Source organism: Caballeronia sp. M1242 (assembly GCF_017220215.1).
Taxonomy (GTDB): domain Bacteria; phylum Pseudomonadota; class Gammaproteobacteria; order Burkholderiales; family Burkholderiaceae; genus Caballeronia.
In genome coordinates, this window is sequence record NZ_CP071129.1 from 1,694,548 (window position 1) to 1,709,097 (window position 14,550).

Annotated in this window: 14 protein-coding genes; 2 read left to right on the forward strand and 12 right to left on the reverse strand. The window is 62.7% G+C overall.

Going from position 1 to position 14,550, the window contains the following annotated elements:
- Positions 1 to 20: 20 nt before the first annotated feature.
- Together JYK05_RS07855 and JYK05_RS07860 are read left to right on the forward strand one after the other, a co-directional pair.
- The gene (locus JYK05_RS07855) at positions 21 to 1,247 is read left to right on the forward strand and encodes an acyl-CoA dehydrogenase family protein (protein WP_206466570.1); all 1,227 of its coding nucleotides are present in this window, start codon (positions 21 to 23) and stop codon (positions 1,245 to 1,247) included.
- Positions 1,248 to 1,363: 116 nt separating this feature from the next.
- Positions 1,364 to 2,053: a glutathione binding-like protein gene (locus JYK05_RS07860; protein ID WP_206466571.1), complete on the forward strand. Its 690-nt coding sequence runs from the start codon at positions 1,364 to 1,366 to the stop codon at positions 2,051 to 2,053.
- On the opposite strand, the gene JYK05_RS07865 is transcribed toward JYK05_RS07860, so the two are convergent.
- From JYK05_RS07865 to nuoG, 12 genes are all read right to left on the reverse strand, one after another.
- Complete coding sequence (locus JYK05_RS07865) at positions 2,050 to 2,505, reverse strand: MaoC family dehydratase (RefSeq protein ID WP_206466572.1); 456 nt, start codon at positions 2,503 to 2,505, stop codon at positions 2,050 to 2,052. The genes JYK05_RS07860 and JYK05_RS07865 overlap by 4 nt on opposite strands.
- A gap of 218 nt (positions 2,506 to 2,723) precedes the next feature.
- The gene (locus JYK05_RS07870) at positions 2,724 to 3,173 is read right to left on the reverse strand and encodes a DUF1178 family protein (RefSeq protein ID WP_206466573.1); all 450 of its coding nucleotides are present in this window, start codon (positions 3,171 to 3,173) and stop codon (positions 2,724 to 2,726) included.
- Between the two features lie 205 nt (positions 3,174 to 3,378).
- Positions 3,379 to 3,975: an NUDIX domain-containing protein gene (locus JYK05_RS07875; RefSeq protein ID WP_206466574.1), complete on the reverse strand. Its 597-nt coding sequence runs from the start codon at positions 3,973 to 3,975 to the stop codon at positions 3,379 to 3,381.
- A gap of 49 nt (positions 3,976 to 4,024) precedes the next feature.
- On the reverse strand, positions 4,025 to 4,345 hold the full coding sequence (locus JYK05_RS07880; protein ID WP_175944090.1) for a DUF2818 family protein: 321 nt from the start codon (positions 4,343 to 4,345) through the stop codon (positions 4,025 to 4,027).
- Positions 4,345 to 5,817, reverse strand: coding sequence for an NADH-quinone oxidoreductase subunit NuoN (gene nuoN, locus JYK05_RS07885; RefSeq protein WP_175944092.1), 1,473 nt, complete (start codon positions 5,815 to 5,817; stop codon positions 4,345 to 4,347). Before nuoN ends, JYK05_RS07880 begins: the two co-directional genes overlap by 1 nt.
- Before the next feature lie 25 nt (positions 5,818 to 5,842).
- Entirely contained in the window at positions 5,843 to 7,333 is a 1,491-nt protein-coding gene (locus JYK05_RS07890; protein WP_175944094.1) for an NADH-quinone oxidoreductase subunit M, read from the reverse strand.
- 13 nt (positions 7,334 to 7,346) lie between these two features.
- The gene (nuoL, locus tag JYK05_RS07895; RefSeq protein ID WP_206466575.1) at positions 7,347 to 9,452 is read right to left on the reverse strand and encodes an NADH-quinone oxidoreductase subunit L; all 2,106 of its coding nucleotides are present in this window, start codon (positions 9,450 to 9,452) and stop codon (positions 7,347 to 7,349) included.
- A 17-nt stretch (positions 9,453 to 9,469) separates the two neighbouring features.
- Positions 9,470 to 9,775 (reverse strand): NADH-quinone oxidoreductase subunit NuoK, encoded by a 306-nt coding sequence (gene nuoK, locus JYK05_RS07900; protein ID WP_007588140.1) that lies wholly within the window; start codon positions 9,773 to 9,775, stop codon positions 9,470 to 9,472.
- A 20-nt stretch (positions 9,776 to 9,795) separates the two neighbouring features.
- Positions 9,796 to 10,494, reverse strand: coding sequence for an NADH-quinone oxidoreductase subunit J (locus tag JYK05_RS07905; protein ID WP_206466576.1), 699 nt, complete (start codon positions 10,492 to 10,494; stop codon positions 9,796 to 9,798).
- 124 nt (positions 10,495 to 10,618) lie between these two features.
- On the reverse strand, positions 10,619 to 11,107 hold the full coding sequence (gene nuoI, locus JYK05_RS07910; protein WP_159836462.1) for an NADH-quinone oxidoreductase subunit NuoI: 489 nt from the start codon (positions 11,105 to 11,107) through the stop codon (positions 10,619 to 10,621).
- A 35-nt stretch (positions 11,108 to 11,142) separates the two neighbouring features.
- A complete protein-coding gene (gene nuoH / locus JYK05_RS07915) occupies positions 11,143 to 12,207 on the reverse strand; it encodes an NADH-quinone oxidoreductase subunit NuoH (protein ID WP_175944100.1) in 1,065 nt (354 codons plus the stop codon).
- Entirely contained in the window at positions 12,208 to 14,544 is a 2,337-nt protein-coding gene (gene nuoG / locus JYK05_RS07920) for an NADH-quinone oxidoreductase subunit NuoG (RefSeq protein ID WP_206466577.1), read from the reverse strand.
- Positions 14,545 to 14,550: the final 6 nt, after the last annotated feature.

Sequence of the window (14,550 nt, forward strand, 5' to 3'; positions counted from 1 at the left end):
ACGCATCAGGAGACGAGCCGATGAACTTCGACTACACGCCGAAAGTGGAGGCGTTGCGCGCGACATTGCTCGCTTTCTTCGACGCGCATATCTATCCGAACGAGAACGCATTCCGCGACGAGATCGCCGCGAATCGCGCGGCCGGCAACGCGTGGGTTCCGACGCGCCTCATCGAAGCGTTGAAGGACAAAGCGCGCGGCGAAGGGCTGTGGAACTTGTTCCTGCCGTCGTCGGAACGCGGCGCCGGTCTGACGAATCTCGAATACGCGCCGCTTTGCGAGATCATGGGCCGCGTGCCTTGGGCGCCCGAAGTCTTCAATTGCAGCGCGCCCGACACGGGCAATATGGAAACGATCGAACGCTATGGCACGGATGCGCAGAAAGCACAATGGCTAGAACCGCTCTTGCGTGGCGAGATCCGCTCGGCGTTTTTGATGACGGAGCCGGAAGTCGCTTCTTCGGATGCGACGAATATCCGCTGCAGCATCACGCGCGACGGCGACACCTACGTCATCGACGGCCATAAGTGGTGGTCGTCCGGCGCGGGCGATCCGCGCTGCAAGGTGTTCATCGTGATGGGCAAGACCGACCCCGACGCGCCGAAGCACGCGCAGCAGTCGATGATTCTCGTGCCGGCGGACGCTGAAGGCATCACCGTGCATCGCTCGCTGAACGTGTTCGGCTACGACGACGCGCCGCACGGTCACATGGACATCACGCTCGACAAGGTCCGCGTGCCCGCCGCCAACATGCTGCTCGGCGAAGGACGCGGGTTCGAGATCGCGCAAGGCCGGCTCGGGCCGGGACGCATCCATCATTGCATGCGGCTGATCGGACTCGCGGAGCGCGCGCTCGAACTCATGGCGAAGCGCACGCTTTCGCGCGTCGCGTTCGGCAAGCCCGTCGCGCAGCATGGCGTGACGCAGGAGCGCATCGCCGAGGCGCGCATCATGATCGAGCAGGCGCGGCTGCTCACGCTGAAGGCCGCGTACATGATGGATACCGTCGGCAACAAGGGCGCGCGCGGCGAGATCGCGATGATCAAGGTGGTCGCGCCGAACATCGCATGTCAGGTGATCGACTGGGCGATTCAGGCGCACGGCGCGGCGGGCATCTGCGACGACTTTCCGCTCGCGTACGCGTATGCATCGGCGCGCACGTTGAGGCTCGCGGACGGGCCGGACGAAGTGCATCGCAATGCCATCGCGAAACTGGAACTGGCGAAATACCTGGAACCGCGCGACTGATTCGCCGTTGGAAGCCACGGGCGGGCGCTGCACGGCCAGCGCAAACATGCTCTAATTTTCGCTGCCATTCCGCGAGCCGCGCGTGAATGCGTCACCTGCACGACTGAGGAGCGCACATGATCGACGTGTATAGCTGGCCGACGCCCAACGGGCACAAGATTCACATCATGCTGGAGGAAACCGGCCTCGAATACCGGGCTCATCCCGTCGATATCGGCGCGGGCGACCAATTCAAACCCGACTTTCTCGCCATCAGCCCGAACAACAAGATTCCCGCGATCATCGACAACGACGGTCCGGAAGGCAAGCCGTTCGCGTTGTTCGAATCGGGCGCGATCCTCGTGTATCTCGCAGAGAAGACCGGCAAACTGCTGCCCGCGGATGCCATCGGCCGCTACACGACGATTCAATGGCTCATGTTTCAGATGGGCGGCGTTGGACCGATGCTCGGGCAGACGCATCACTTCCGCAATTACGCGCCCGAGAAGATCGACTACGCGATAAACCGCTACACGAACGAAGCGCGCCGGCTGTATGGCGTGATGGACAAGCAACTCGGGGTCACGCAATACCTCGCCGGAAACGAGTACACGATTGCGGACATCGCGACCTTCCCGTGGACGCGTTCGTGGGAGAACCAGGGCATCGTGCTGGATAAATTGCCGAACGTGCGGCGCTGGTTCGACGCCATCGCGGCGCGGCCGGCCGTGGAGCGCGGCGTGCAGGTGCTGGCGCGCGAACGCAAGCCCTTCACCGACAAGGAGAAGGAAGTGCTGTTCGGCGCGACGCAGTACGCGAAGCGCTAGATCGCGGCAGGCGTCCGCAGGCCGAAGAGCGCAGCGGAATCCACCGTCAATACCAGTTCGCCGTCCTGATTGTGCGCTTCCCAGCGTGTCGAGACGATACCGCGATCGGGCTTGCTCTTCGACACGCGCTTATCCAGCACGCGCACGGTGAGCCACACCGAATCGCCGACGCGCACGGGCTTGAGCCAGCGAATGTTGTCGAGACCGGGCGAGCCCATCGACGTCGAATCGGCGAGCATGTCGCGCACGAGAATGCCCATCATCGCGGAGCACGTGTTCCATCCGCTCGCGACGAGTCCGCCGAAATGCGACGCCCTGCCCGCTTTCTCCGACAGATGGAACGGCTGTGGATCGTAGCGGCTGGCAAACTCGATGATCTCCTCGCGGCTGAAGGTATGCGCGCTCAGCGTCACCGCGGAACCGACTTCGAAATCTTCGAAGCTATAGGTCATGGGTAGGTCCTCGTTTTAGCGTCAGACAATCGAAGGCGGCAGGAGGCGCCGGATCGCGCTCGAAGAAGCGGGACCCGTGCGATCGATACGGAGGAATTTGGTGACGATGCGAGACGAGACGGCTGCAAGACGGCAGCCGTGATACGCAACGAAGGAATGACCACTCATACGCGATGTCTCCTTGTCGGGCCGAAGCCGGGAAGACGCCGCGTCAGTCTTTACTGCAGCGGCTCCTTCAACGCGGCCGGCACGGGCAGCGGCATTACTTCGATGCCTTCTTCCAGCAGAGCGTGCGCGTCTTCGGGCGTCGTGACGCCGCGGATATTGCGCGCCGGCGCTTCGTTGTAGTGGATGCGCCGCGCCTCTTCGGCGAAACGCTCGCCCACGTTCTCGGTCTTCTCGATCAGCTCTCGCATGAACTGGAGCGCGCGCGCCTGCACGGCGGCCGCATCCGGCGATGCCTTGGGCGCTTGCGCCTGCGCCGACGCCTCGCCACGCGCCGAAGACAAATTCAGGCGCGGCGCGGACGGCATGCGACTGACATCCGTCGTCGCGCAAACGGGACACGCGACCAGCTTGCGGCCCAGCTGCGACTCGAATTCTTCGGTCGAAGCAAACCAGCCTTCAAAGCGATGTTCGTGCGAGCACTTTAAATCGAGGACCTTCATGCTGATGGGACTTCGGTGAGTTTATCTCAGAATCGCGTTTTGCGAACGGTCGTGCGTTGGCTCGTGACTTCATGACGTCCGAACGAACACGAGCGAGCGATTTCAGATTCTAGCTGTTCGCCACTTTCGCCGCCGAGCGCGAGCGTCAAAACGACAAAAGCGGCCATCGCGGCCGCTTTCCGTGATGACAGAGCCAGCGCGCGTCTTACTCAGCCGCCCTGCCCGCCTGCCATTCGCCCGAGCGGATCTTCTCCAGCCAGAACGCGCCGATGATGGTCTTCACGTCGCTGATCGTGCCGTCCTTGACCCACGCCATCAACTGCGCTTCGTCCGCGATGAACGTTTCGAGGAACTCGCCTTCGTCGAGCTTTGCGTCGCCGGCCGTCAGACCGCGCGCCAGGTACAGGTCGATGAATTCCGTCGAATACGAAATGACCGGATGAATTCGCGTCAGAAAGATCCATTCGCGCGCGGTGTAGCCGGTTTCCTCCTGCAATTCGCGCTTGGCGCACGTCAACTCGTCCTCGTTCGGATCGAGCTTGCCTGCCGGGAATTCGAGCAGCACGCGCCCGACCGGATAGCGAAACTGACGTTCGAGCAGGACGCGGCCGTCGTCGAAAACCGGCAGGATCATCACCGCGCCCGGATGCTCCACGAACTCGCGCGTCGCGTGTTTGCCGTCGGGCAACGCCACCGTATCGCGCTTGAGCGTGAGGAACTTGCCTTCATGCAGCGTGACGCTTTCGACCTTCTTCTCGATGAGGCCGTCGTCATTGTCGGAAACGGTGAACTGGTCTGCCATCTTGCACCCTGTGCCGGTTAAGCAAACAGCCGCCGAGGGCGCGAAGCCATCAGCGGCGTTTGACGAGATATTGATAGGTGAAGCCCGGAAACGCGAGCACCACGAACAGACTGAAGGTGATGGCGTAGAACTGCCATCCCTGATCGAAACGGTTGCCGGCGCGCGCTTCGAGCATGAAGCCGAGCGCGCCAACCACGAAGTAGAGAACGATCAACTCGCCGATCCTGATCCACGCGCTCTTCTTCGCCGCCTGATGGCGCGTCGGCGCCGGCAGCGGCACCGGCACGACAGCGAAAAGGCGCTGGTTCAGGAACGGCACGTTGGCGCCGACGAGCGCCAACAACACGATAAACCAGCCCGCAGCCGACATTACAGCGGCAGCGTATGCGTGATTGCTTGCAGGCACGCCGTCATCAGCGGGCCCGGAACCAGACCCAGCACGAGCACGGCCAAACCGTTGAACGCCAGCAGCGAACGATTGAGGCCATCCGCGACGATCGGCGATGCGTCTTGCGGCGCGTCGAAGTACATCAGCTTGACGATACGCAGGTAGTAGAACGCGCCCACGAGCGACGTCAGCACGGCCAGCACGGCGAGCCACGTCAGACCGGCGTTCATCGTCGCTTCGAGCACGGCGAGCTTCGCATAGAAGCCGACCGTCGGCGGAATGCCGGCAAGCGAGAACATCATGATCATCATGACGAACGCGAAGACCGGGCTGCGCTGGTTGAGGCCCTTGAAGTCGTCGATCTGTTCGGCTTCGAAGTCGCGGCGCGCGAGCAGCATCACGATGCCGAAGGTGCCGAGCGTCGTCACCAGATAGATGATGCTGTAGAACATCGCCGAGCTGTACGCGCCCGCAGCGCCCGTCACCTTGCCGTCGACCACGCCGGCCAGAAGGCCGAGCAGCACGAAGCCCATGTTCGAGATGGCCGAGTACGCCAGCATCCGCTTGATGTTCTTCTGCACGATACCCGTGACGTTGCCGACGATCAGCGACAGCGCCGCGAGAATCACCAGCATCTCCTGCCAGTCGACCGCGAACGGCAGCAGGCCCATCACCAGGAAGCGCAGGCCCCACGCGAACGCCGCGACCTTCGGGCCGCCGCCGGTCAGCAGCGTCATGGCCGTCGGCGCGCCTTGATAGACGTCGGGCACCCACATGTGGAACGGCACCGCGCCCATCTTGAACGCCACGCCCGCCACGATGAAGATCACGCCGAAGAGCAGCACCGCGTCATTGATGCGACCCGACGCCACGGCCTTCAGCACTTCGTTCAGTTCCAGCGAGCCGGTCGCGCCGTACAGCATCGAGATGCCGTAGAGCAGGAAGCCGGACGCGAGCGCGCCGAGCACGTAGTACTTCATCGCCGATTCGTTCGACTGCGGCACGTCCTTGCGCAGCGCGATGACCGCGTACAGCGACAGCGACATCAGTTCGAGACCGAGGTACAGCGTGAGGAAGTTGTTGCCCGAAATCATCACGCACTGGCCGAGCAGCGAGAACAGGCCTAGCAGGAAGAAGTCGCCGCGGAACAGATCGCGGTCTTCCAGATACTTGCGCGAGTAGATGATCGACACCGCATAACCGAGCGTCACGACCGCTTTCATCGCGCTCGCGAACGGATCGACGATATACATGCGCGCGAAGAAGTAATGCGGCGTCGGATCGAGCGCCGAGAACGCGAACCACACGCCGACGACGATGGTCGAGACCAGCGCGATCGCGTAAGTGGTACGGCGGCTCGACGGACCGAACATCGTGTCGTTCAACCAGGCCACGACGACGGCGGCCATCAGGATGCCGTCGGGCAACAGGACACTCATAGGGGCGTTTTGCATGATCTTTTAGTTCCTCCGCACGGCGTTACTGAGCCAGCGGCAGCTTGGACTGCGCGACGTGGGAGAGCAGGTTTGCCACCGACTCGTGCATCACGTCGGTGAAGGGCTTCGGATGCAGGCCCATATAGAGCGTGAAGAGCGCGAGCACGAGCAGCATGAACATTTCACGCTTGTTGATGTCCGCGAGCTTCGCGACGTGGTCGTTCGCAACGGCGCCAAAATACACGCGCTTGTACATCCACAGCGTGTAGGCCGCGCCGAGAATCAGCGTGAACGTGGCGAGGAAGCCGATCCAGAAGTTGAACTTCACGGCAGCCAGAATCACCATGAACTCGCCGACGAAACCCGAGGTGCCCGGCAGACCGCAGTTGGCCATCGCGAACAGCATCGAGAACGCGGCGAACTTCGGCATGGTGTTCACGACGCCGCCGTAATCCGCGATCTGACGCGAATGCACGCGGTCGTACAGCACGCCGATGGACAGGAACATCGCGCCCGAGACGAAGCCGTGCGAGATCATCTGGATGATCGCGCCTTCCACGCCGAGCTGGCTGAAGATGAAGAAGCCGAGCGTGACGAAGCCCATGTGCGCGATCGACGAATACGCGACGAGCTTCTTCATGTCGGCCTGCACCATCGCGACGAGGCCGATATAGATGACCGCGATCAGCGACAGCGTGATGACGACCGGCGCCAGGAAGTGGCTCGCGTCCGGCGCGATCGGCAGCGAGAAGCGCAGGAAACCGTATGCGCCGAGCTTCAGCATGATCGCCGCCAGCACGACGGAACCACCGGTCGGTGCTTCGACGTGCGCGTCCGGCAGCCAGGTGTGAACCGGCCACATCGGCACCTTCACGGCGAACGCCAGGAAGAACGCGATAAAGAGCAACACCTGCGGCGTCATGCCGATCTTGGCGGCTTGCCACGTGGCAAGATCGAACGTGTGCGTCTGCGTGTACAGGTACAGCAACGCGACCAGCATCAGGAGCGAGCCGGCGAGCGTGTACAGGAAGAACTTGAACGCCGCATACACGCGATTCGGGCCGCCCCACACGCCGATGATGATGTACATCGGAATGAGCGTGGCTTCGAAGAACACGTAGAACAGCAGGCCGTCGGCCGTGGAGAACACGCCGATCATGATGCCCGAGAGGATCAGGAACGCGGCCATGTACTGCGAGACGCGCTCCGTGATGACTTCCCACCCCGCGATCACGACGATCACGGTGATGAGCGCGGTCAGCACGACGAACCACATCGAGATGCCGTCGACACCCAGGTGATACGTGATGTTGAACCGCTCGATCCAGTTCGCCTGTTCGACGAACTGCAGCGCGGCGCTCGACGTATCGAAGCCGGTGATCAGCGGAAGGGTCACGATCAAACCGAGAACCGAGCCGATCAGCGCGACCCAGCGCGCGGGCGCCGGGTTACGGTCGGAACCTACAGCCAGGACCAGGACGCCGAAAATGATCGGCAGCCAGATCGCGACACTGAGAATCGGAAAAGAGTGCATAGGGTCCCTCGCCTTATTTGCCGCCGAGCGTTACAAACAGGGTCAAGAGCCCCAACATGCCGATAATCATGGCGAACGCGTAGTGATAGATGTAACCGGATTGAAGGAAGCGGATCACACCGGCGAACCAGGCGACGAACCGCGCACTGCCGTTGACGACGCCGTCGATGACGACCACATCGCCCTCTTTCCACAGCCCGCGACCGATGGCGACCGCGCCCCGGGCGAAGACCACTTCGTTGATCTTGTCGAAGTAGTATTTGTTGTCGAGCAGCGTATAGATCGGGCCGAAGCGGCGGCGGATCACCGGCGGCAGATCCGGGCGCTTCATGTACAGGAACCACGCGACAATCACGCCCGCGAGCGCGAGCCACACCGGCAGGCCTGCGACCGAATGCAGGCCCATCGGGAACCAGCCGTGAAATTCTTCGGCCATTTCGCGCATGCCTTCGTGGTTCTCGGCGATGTAGATCACCTTGTCGAACACGACGCCGTGCGAGAAGAAGTCGCCGAAGAGCATCGGGCCGATCATGATCGCGCCGATGATGACCGACGGAATCGCCAGCAGGATGAGCGGCAGCGTGACGACCCACGGGCTTTCGTGCGGCTCGTGTGCGTGGCCGTGGCCGTGGCCGTGGTCATCGTGGCCGTGACCGTGGCCGTGGCCGTGTGCGTGACCATGATCGTCGCTACCGTGGCCCTGGCCGTGCGTCGCCTCTTCGGCGCCCATCGGCGAGTCCGGATGCTTCGGACCGCGGAAGCGCTCCTTGCCGTGGAAAACGAGGAAGTACATACGGAACGAATACAGCGCCGTGACGAAGACGCTCGCCACCACCGCGAAGTATGCAAAACCCGAACCCGGCAGATGCGACAGCTTCACCGCATCGATGATCGAGTCCTTCGAATAGAAGCCCGAGAAGAACGGCGTGCCGATCAGCGCCAGCGATCCGATCAGCGACGTGATCCACGTAATCGGCATGTACTTGGCCAGACCGCCCATGTTGCGCATGTCCTGGTCGTGGTGCATGCCGATGATGACCGAACCCGCGCCGAGGAACAGCAGCGCCTTGAAGAACGCGTGCGTGCCCAAGTGGAACACCGCCACCGGGTACGCCGACACGCCGAGCGCGACCGTCATGTAGCCGAGCTGGGAGAGCGTCGAATACGCGACCACGCGCTTGATGTCGTTCTGCACGACGCCGAGGAAGCCCATGAACAGCGCCGTGATCGCGCCGATCACCGTCACGAACGAGAGCGCGGCATCCGAATGCTCGAAGAGCGGCGACATGCGCGTCACCATGAAGATACCGGCCGTCACCATCGTTGCCGCGTGGATCAGCGCGGAGATCGGCGTCGGGCCTTCCATCGAATCCGGCAGCCACACGTGCAGCGGGAACTGCGCGGACTTACCCATCGCGCCGATGAAGAGGCAGATGCACGCCACGGTCAGCAGGCCCCAGCTCGTGCCCGGGAACGTCATGGCGGCGAGCTTTTCGCCTTGCGCAAAGACGTCGCCGTAGTTCAGCGAACCCGCGAACGCCAGCAGCAGGCCGATGCCGAGCAGGAAGCCGAAGTCACCGACGCGGTTGACGATGAACGCCTTCATGTTCGCGTAGATCGCGCTTTCACGGGTGAAGTAGAAGCCGATCAGCAGATACGAAACGAGACCCACCGCTTCCCAGCCGAAGAACAGCTGCAGGAAGTTGTTGCTCATCACGAGCATGAGCATCGAGAACGTGAAGAGCGAAATGTACGAGAAGAAGCGCTGATAGCCGTCTTCTTCCGCCATGTAGCCGATGGTGTAGATGTGCACCATCAGCGAGACGAAGGTCACGATGACCATCATCATCGCCGTCAGCGAATCGACGAGGAAGCCGACTTCCATCTTGAGCGAGCCCATCGTCATCCATTCGTAGACGGTGCCGTTGAAGCTCGCGCCCATCATCACGTCGTAGAACACGAACGCCGACAGGATGAACGAGATGAAGACGCCGAGAATGGTGACGCGGTGCGAGCCCTTGCGCCCCACCGTCTTCCCGAGCAGCCCCGCGATCAGCGAGCCCGCGAGCGGAGCCAGCGGGACCGCGAGCAGGAGGTTTTCATTGAGTGTCGTGGACATAACAGCCTAGCCTGAAATTAACCTTTGAGCTGATCGAGGTCCTCGACGTTGATCGTGTCGAGGCTACGGAACAGGGTCACGAGAATCGCGAGACCGATCGCGGCTTCCGCAGCGGCCACGGTCAGGACGAAGAACACGAAAATCTGGCCGTGAACGTCGCCCAGATAGTGCGAGAACGCGACGAAATTGGTGTTCACCGCAAGCAGCATCAGTTCGATGGCCATCAGGATGATGATGACGTTGCGGCGGTTCAGGAAGATGCCGACGATGCTGATCGCGAAAAGGATCGCGCCGAGCACGAGGTAATGGGCAAGACTCAACATGTTTGTTCTCTCCTTCGCGCTCAGCCCTTGTTATCCACCACGCCCGCGCCGATGTTGCCGGTCACGGCAGGTTCCACCGTTGCATCCGGCGCCTGCGTTTCGGCCGGCATCTTGACGAGGCGCACGCGGTCCTGACGGCGAACCTTGACCTGCTTGCTGACGGTTTGCGTCTTCTTGTCCTTCTTGTCGCGCACGGTCAGCGAGATGGCCGCGATGATCGCCACCAGCAGCACCAGACCCGCGATTTCGAACGCGAAGATGTAGTCCGTGTAAATGACCTTGCCGATGAGCTGCGTATTCGGCATCAGCGCCGCGCCGCTCACGCCGGCGCCCGCGGCAGCCGTGCCCGCATCACGCAGCGGCGTGACCGTCGCGCCGTAGCCGTGCCACAGAATCAGCGCCGTTTCGATGACGATGATCGCGCCGACGATGGTCGCGAGCGGCACGAAACGCTTGAAGTCGCGCCGCAGCACGTCGATGTTGATGTCGAGCATCATCACGACGAAGAGGAAGAGCACCATCACCGCGCCGACATACACGAGAACCAGCAGGATCGCGAGGAATTCGGCTTGCAACAGCATCCAGATCGCGGCCGCGTTGAAGAACGCGAGCACGAGAAAGAGCGCGGATGACACCGGATTGCGCGAGGTGATCACCTTCAGCGCGGACACGGTCAACAGCAGCGCGAAGATATAGAACAGTACGGTTGTGAATTCCATGATTACCGGTTCATCGTTAGGCCATCATCAGGCAGGGTGCGTCAGCGCGCGGCGCAACGCGCCAACAGCAACAGCAAAATCGCTTCGACTTGGACGCCGGCGCGACGCCGGCATCCGCTTCGCATCAACGGTAAGGCGCGTCGGCCGCCTTCGATGCGGCGATTTCCGTCTCGTAGCGATCGCCCACTGCAAGCAGCATGTCCTTCGTGAAATACAGATCGCCGCGCTTTTCGCCGTGATATTCGAGGATGTGCGTCTCGACGATCGAATCGACCGGGCAGCTCTCTTCGCAGAAGCCGCAGAAGATGCACTTGGTCAGGTCGATGTCGTAGCGCGTCGTGCGACGGGTATTGTCCGCGCGCGTTTCCGATTCGATGGTGATCGCGAGCGCCGGGCACACCGCTTCGCACAGCTTGCACGCGATGCAGCGCTCTTCGCCGTTTTCATAGCGGCGCAGCGCGTGCAGTCCGCGAAAGCGCGGCGACACCGGCGTCTTTTCTTCCGGGAACTGCACCGTGATCTTGCGCTGGAACGTGTAACGGCCCGTCAGCGCCAGACCCTTCAGCAGTTCGGTCAGGAAGAAGGTCTTAAAGAAGTTCTGAATTGCGTTCATGATGTTTGGTCCGCTCTTGTCCTGGGTTCGTCCGACTACTTCCAGATGTTGAGCGGCGACATGATCCAGAAGCCGATCACGACCACCCACACTACCGAGACCGGCAGGAACACCTTCCAGCCGAGACGCATGATCTGGTCATAGCGGTAGCGCGGGAATGTCGCGCGGGCCCAGATGAAGACCGACAGCAGGAAGAAAACCTTGAGCACGAACCAGAATACGCCCGGGATGAACGACAGGAAGCCGAACGGCGCGTCCCAGCCACCCAGGAACAGGGTCGTCGCGATCGCCGAGATCACGATCATGTTGATGTACTCGGCGAGGAAGAACAGCGCGAACGCCATGCCCGAGTAGTCGATCATGTGACCCGCGACGATTTCCGATTCGCCTTCCACCACGTCGAACGGGTGACGGTTCGTTTCAGCGATGCCCGAGATGAAGTACACGACGAACATCGGCAGAAGCGGCAGCCAGTTCCACGACAGGATGTTGACGCCGAAGCCCGCGAAGATGCCGCGCTGCTGCGAAGCGACGATATCCGACATGTTCAGCGTGCCCGCGACCATCAGCACCACGACGAGCGCGAAGCCCATCGAGATTTCGTAGGACACCATCTGCGCCGCTGCGCGCATGGCGCCGAGGAACGCGTACTTCGAGTTCGACGCCCAGCCCGCGAGAATCACGCCGTACACGCCGATCGACGAGATCGCCATGATGTACAGGAGACCCGCGTTGATGTTGCCGAGCACGGCTTTCGCCTGGAACGGAATCACCGCCCAGACCGCGAAGGCCGGCACCACGGTCATGATCGGCGCGATGACGTAGATCCATTTGCTCGCCTGCGTCGGCTGAATGACTTCCTTCAGCAGCAGCTTCAGCACGTCCGCGATTGGCTGCAGCAAGCCTGCCGGGCCGACGCGGTTCGGGCCGAGACGCACGTGCATCCAGCCGATGAGCTTGCGTTCCCAAAGAATCAGGTACGCGACGCACAGCAGGATCACCACCGCAACCACGAGGATGCGCACCAGCGCCCACACGGTCGGCCAGGCAACGCCCAGAAGCTGCGTGCCGCCTGCGTTGATCGTATCGAACAAGCCCATTTACGCCTTCTCCACTACCAGTTCACCGAACAGGCCGCCGAGTGCGGCGCCAGCCGCGGTAGCCGCCGACACGCGCACCACCGTTTCCGCCAGGTTCGCGTCGCGAACCGCGGGCATCACCACCGACAGGTCGCCTTGCTTGATGCGCACGGCGTCGCCGTCCTTCAGGCCGAGCTTGTCGAAGAGCGTCGTCGGCAGGCCGGCGACATTCGCGTCGCGTGCGGCTGCCGTCAGATGCAGCGACGGCGCGCGGCGCACGAGCGGGTCGGCGTGATAGATCGGCACGTCGGCGAGACGCTCGAAGCCGCCCTTCACCGAAATGTTGGATGCAGCGCGCTTCGGTGCGACCGTCGTCTTGTTCGACAGACGCGCCGTGAGGTCGCCCGTGCCGAGCGCCGCGACGCGCACTTCTTCCGCCGTGTCGAATTCGAAGCCCGGCAGACCGAGCATCGTGCCCAGCACGCGCAATACCTTCCAGCCCGGACGCGTCTCGCCCAATGCGCGGACGACGCCGTTAAACGACTGCGCCGTGCCTTCCGCGTTGACGAACGTGCCCGACGTCTCCGTGAACGGCGCGATGGGCAGCAGCACGTCGGCGTACTCCATGCCGTGCTTGAATGGCGACAGCACGACCACCATCTCGGCTGCCTTCAGCGCCGCGACGGCTTGCGCCGGGTTGGCCGCGTCGAGCTCCGGCTCCGCGTTGAAGAGCACATAGCCCTTGCGCGGCTGTTCGAACGCCGCGCGGGCGTCGAGACCGCCTTCGCCCGGCAGCGCATCGACGAGATAACCGCCGACCGAATTCGCGCCTTCGGTCAGGAAGCCGAGCGTCGCGCCGGTGTTGTCGGCGATCCATTGCGCCGCCGCCTGAATCTGCGCGAAGTCCGGATGCTGGACCGCCACGTTGCCGAGCAGCACGACACGCTTCTCGCCCGCCGACAACGAAGCCGCCACGTCCTTCGCCGCAGCCGACACCTCGCGACCGGCGAATGCGTCCGGCAGCGCGACGCCGCGCGCTTCGGAGATCGCACCCGCGATGCCAGCGAGCTGATCGAGCCACGCCGAGGGCGCCGCGACCAGACGGTGCGCGGTCGGGATCAGCGAATCGTCGTTGCTCGCGTTCAGGAACGTGAGCATCGCGCCGTTCTTCGCTGCCTGACGCAGACGCGCGGCGAAAAGCGGATGATCGCGGCGCAGGAACGAGCCGATAACGAACGCCGTATCGACGTTCGACAGGTCGGCGATCTTCACGCCGAGCCACGGCGCGCCGGCGCCCACCGGCGCGGAAAAGTCGTTCTGACGCAGACGGAAATCGACGTTCGGCGAGCCGACGCCTTCCGCGAACTGCTTCAGCAGATACAGTTCTTCGACCGTGCTATGCGGCGTCGCGAGCGCGGCGATGGCGTTCGCGCCATGATCCGCCTTGATGCCCTTGATGCCTTTCGCCACGTACTCGAGCGCCGTCTGCCAGTCCGTTTCGATCCACTTGCCGCCCTGCTTGAGCATCGGCGTGGTGAGACGTTCGTCGCTATTGAGCGCTTCGTACGAGAAGCGGTCCTTGTCCGAGATCCAGCATTCGTTGATGGCTTCGTTTTCCATCGGCAGAACGCGCATCACGCGGTTGTTCTTCACCTGGACGACCAGGTTCGAACCGACGGAATCGTGCGGGCTCACCGACTTGCGGCGCGACAGTTCCCACGTCCGCGCGCTGTAGCGGAACGGCTTGCTGGTCAGCGCGCCGACCGGGCACAGGTCGATCATGTTGCCCGACAGCTCCGAATCCACCGTCTTGCCGACGAACGACGTGATTTCCGAATGCTCGCCGCGGCCCAGCATGCCGAGTTCCATGACGCCGGCGATTTCCTGGCCGAAGCGCACGCAGCGCGTGCAGTGGATGCAGCGCGTCATCTCTTCCATCGAGATGAGCGGGCCCACGTTCTTGTGGAACACCACGCGCTTTTCTTCGTTGTAGCGCGACTGGGACTTGCCGTAACCCACGGCCAGATCCTGCAACTGGCACTCGCCGCCCTGATCGCAGATCGGGCAATCCAGCGGGTGATTGATCAGCAGGAACTCCATCACCGACTGCTGGGCCTTCACGGCCTTGTCGGAGGCGGTTCGCACGACCATGCCGGCCGACACGGGCGTGGCGCACGCGGGGACGGCCTTCGGCATCTTTTCGACCTCGACGAGGCACATCCGGCAGTTCGCCGCGATCGACAGCTTCTTGTGATAGCAGAAGTGAGGAATGTACGTATCGACCTTGTGCGCAGCCTGGATCACCATGCTGCCTTCGGGCACCTCGACCGTCTTGCCGTCAATTTCTAGTTCAACCATGATGGG

What these genes read in the sequence shown, in the direction of transcription:
- JYK05_RS07905 (WP_206466576.1), bottom strand. Translation starts at nt 10,494, where the DNA reads ATGGAATTCACAACCGTACTGTTCTATATCTTCGCGCTGCTGTTGACC.
- JYK05_RS07865 (WP_206466572.1), bottom strand. Translation starts at nt 2,505, where the DNA reads ATGACCTATAGCTTCGAAGATTTCGAAGTCGGTTCCGCGGTGACGCTG.
- nuoI (WP_159836462.1), bottom strand. Translation starts at nt 11,107, where the DNA reads ATGAACGCAATTCAGAACTTCTTTAAGACCTTCTTCCTGACCGAACTG.
- nuoG (WP_206466577.1), bottom strand. Translation starts at nt 14,544, where the DNA reads ATGGTTGAACTAGAAATTGACGGCAAGACGGTCGAGGTGCCCGAAGGC.
- JYK05_RS07855 (WP_206466570.1), top strand. Translation starts at nt 21, where the DNA reads ATGAACTTCGACTACACGCCGAAAGTGGAGGCGTTGCGCGCGACATTG.
- JYK05_RS07860 (WP_206466571.1), top strand. Translation starts at nt 1,364, where the DNA reads ATGATCGACGTGTATAGCTGGCCGACGCCCAACGGGCACAAGATTCAC.
- nuoK (WP_007588140.1), bottom strand. Translation starts at nt 9,775, where the DNA reads ATGTTGAGTCTTGCCCATTACCTCGTGCTCGGCGCGATCCTTTTCGCG.
- nuoN (WP_175944092.1), bottom strand. Translation starts at nt 5,817, where the DNA reads ATGCAAAACGCCCCTATGAGTGTCCTGTTGCCCGACGGCATCCTGATG.
- JYK05_RS07870 (WP_206466573.1), bottom strand. Translation starts at nt 3,173, where the DNA reads ATGAAGGTCCTCGATTTAAAGTGCTCGCACGAACATCGCTTTGAAGGC.
- JYK05_RS07875 (WP_206466574.1), bottom strand. Translation starts at nt 3,975, where the DNA reads ATGGCAGACCAGTTCACCGTTTCCGACAATGACGACGGCCTCATCGAG.
- JYK05_RS07890 (WP_175944094.1), bottom strand. Translation starts at nt 7,333, where the DNA reads ATGCACTCTTTTCCGATTCTCAGTGTCGCGATCTGGCTGCCGATCATT.
- nuoL (WP_206466575.1), bottom strand. Translation starts at nt 9,452, where the DNA reads ATGTCCACGACACTCAATGAAAACCTCCTGCTCGCGGTCCCGCTGGCT.
- nuoH (WP_175944100.1), bottom strand. Translation starts at nt 12,207, where the DNA reads ATGGGCTTGTTCGATACGATCAACGCAGGCGGCACGCAGCTTCTGGGC.
- JYK05_RS07880 (WP_175944090.1), bottom strand. Translation starts at nt 4,345, where the DNA reads ATGTCGGCTGCGGGCTGGTTTATCGTGTTGTTGGCGCTCGTCGGCGCC.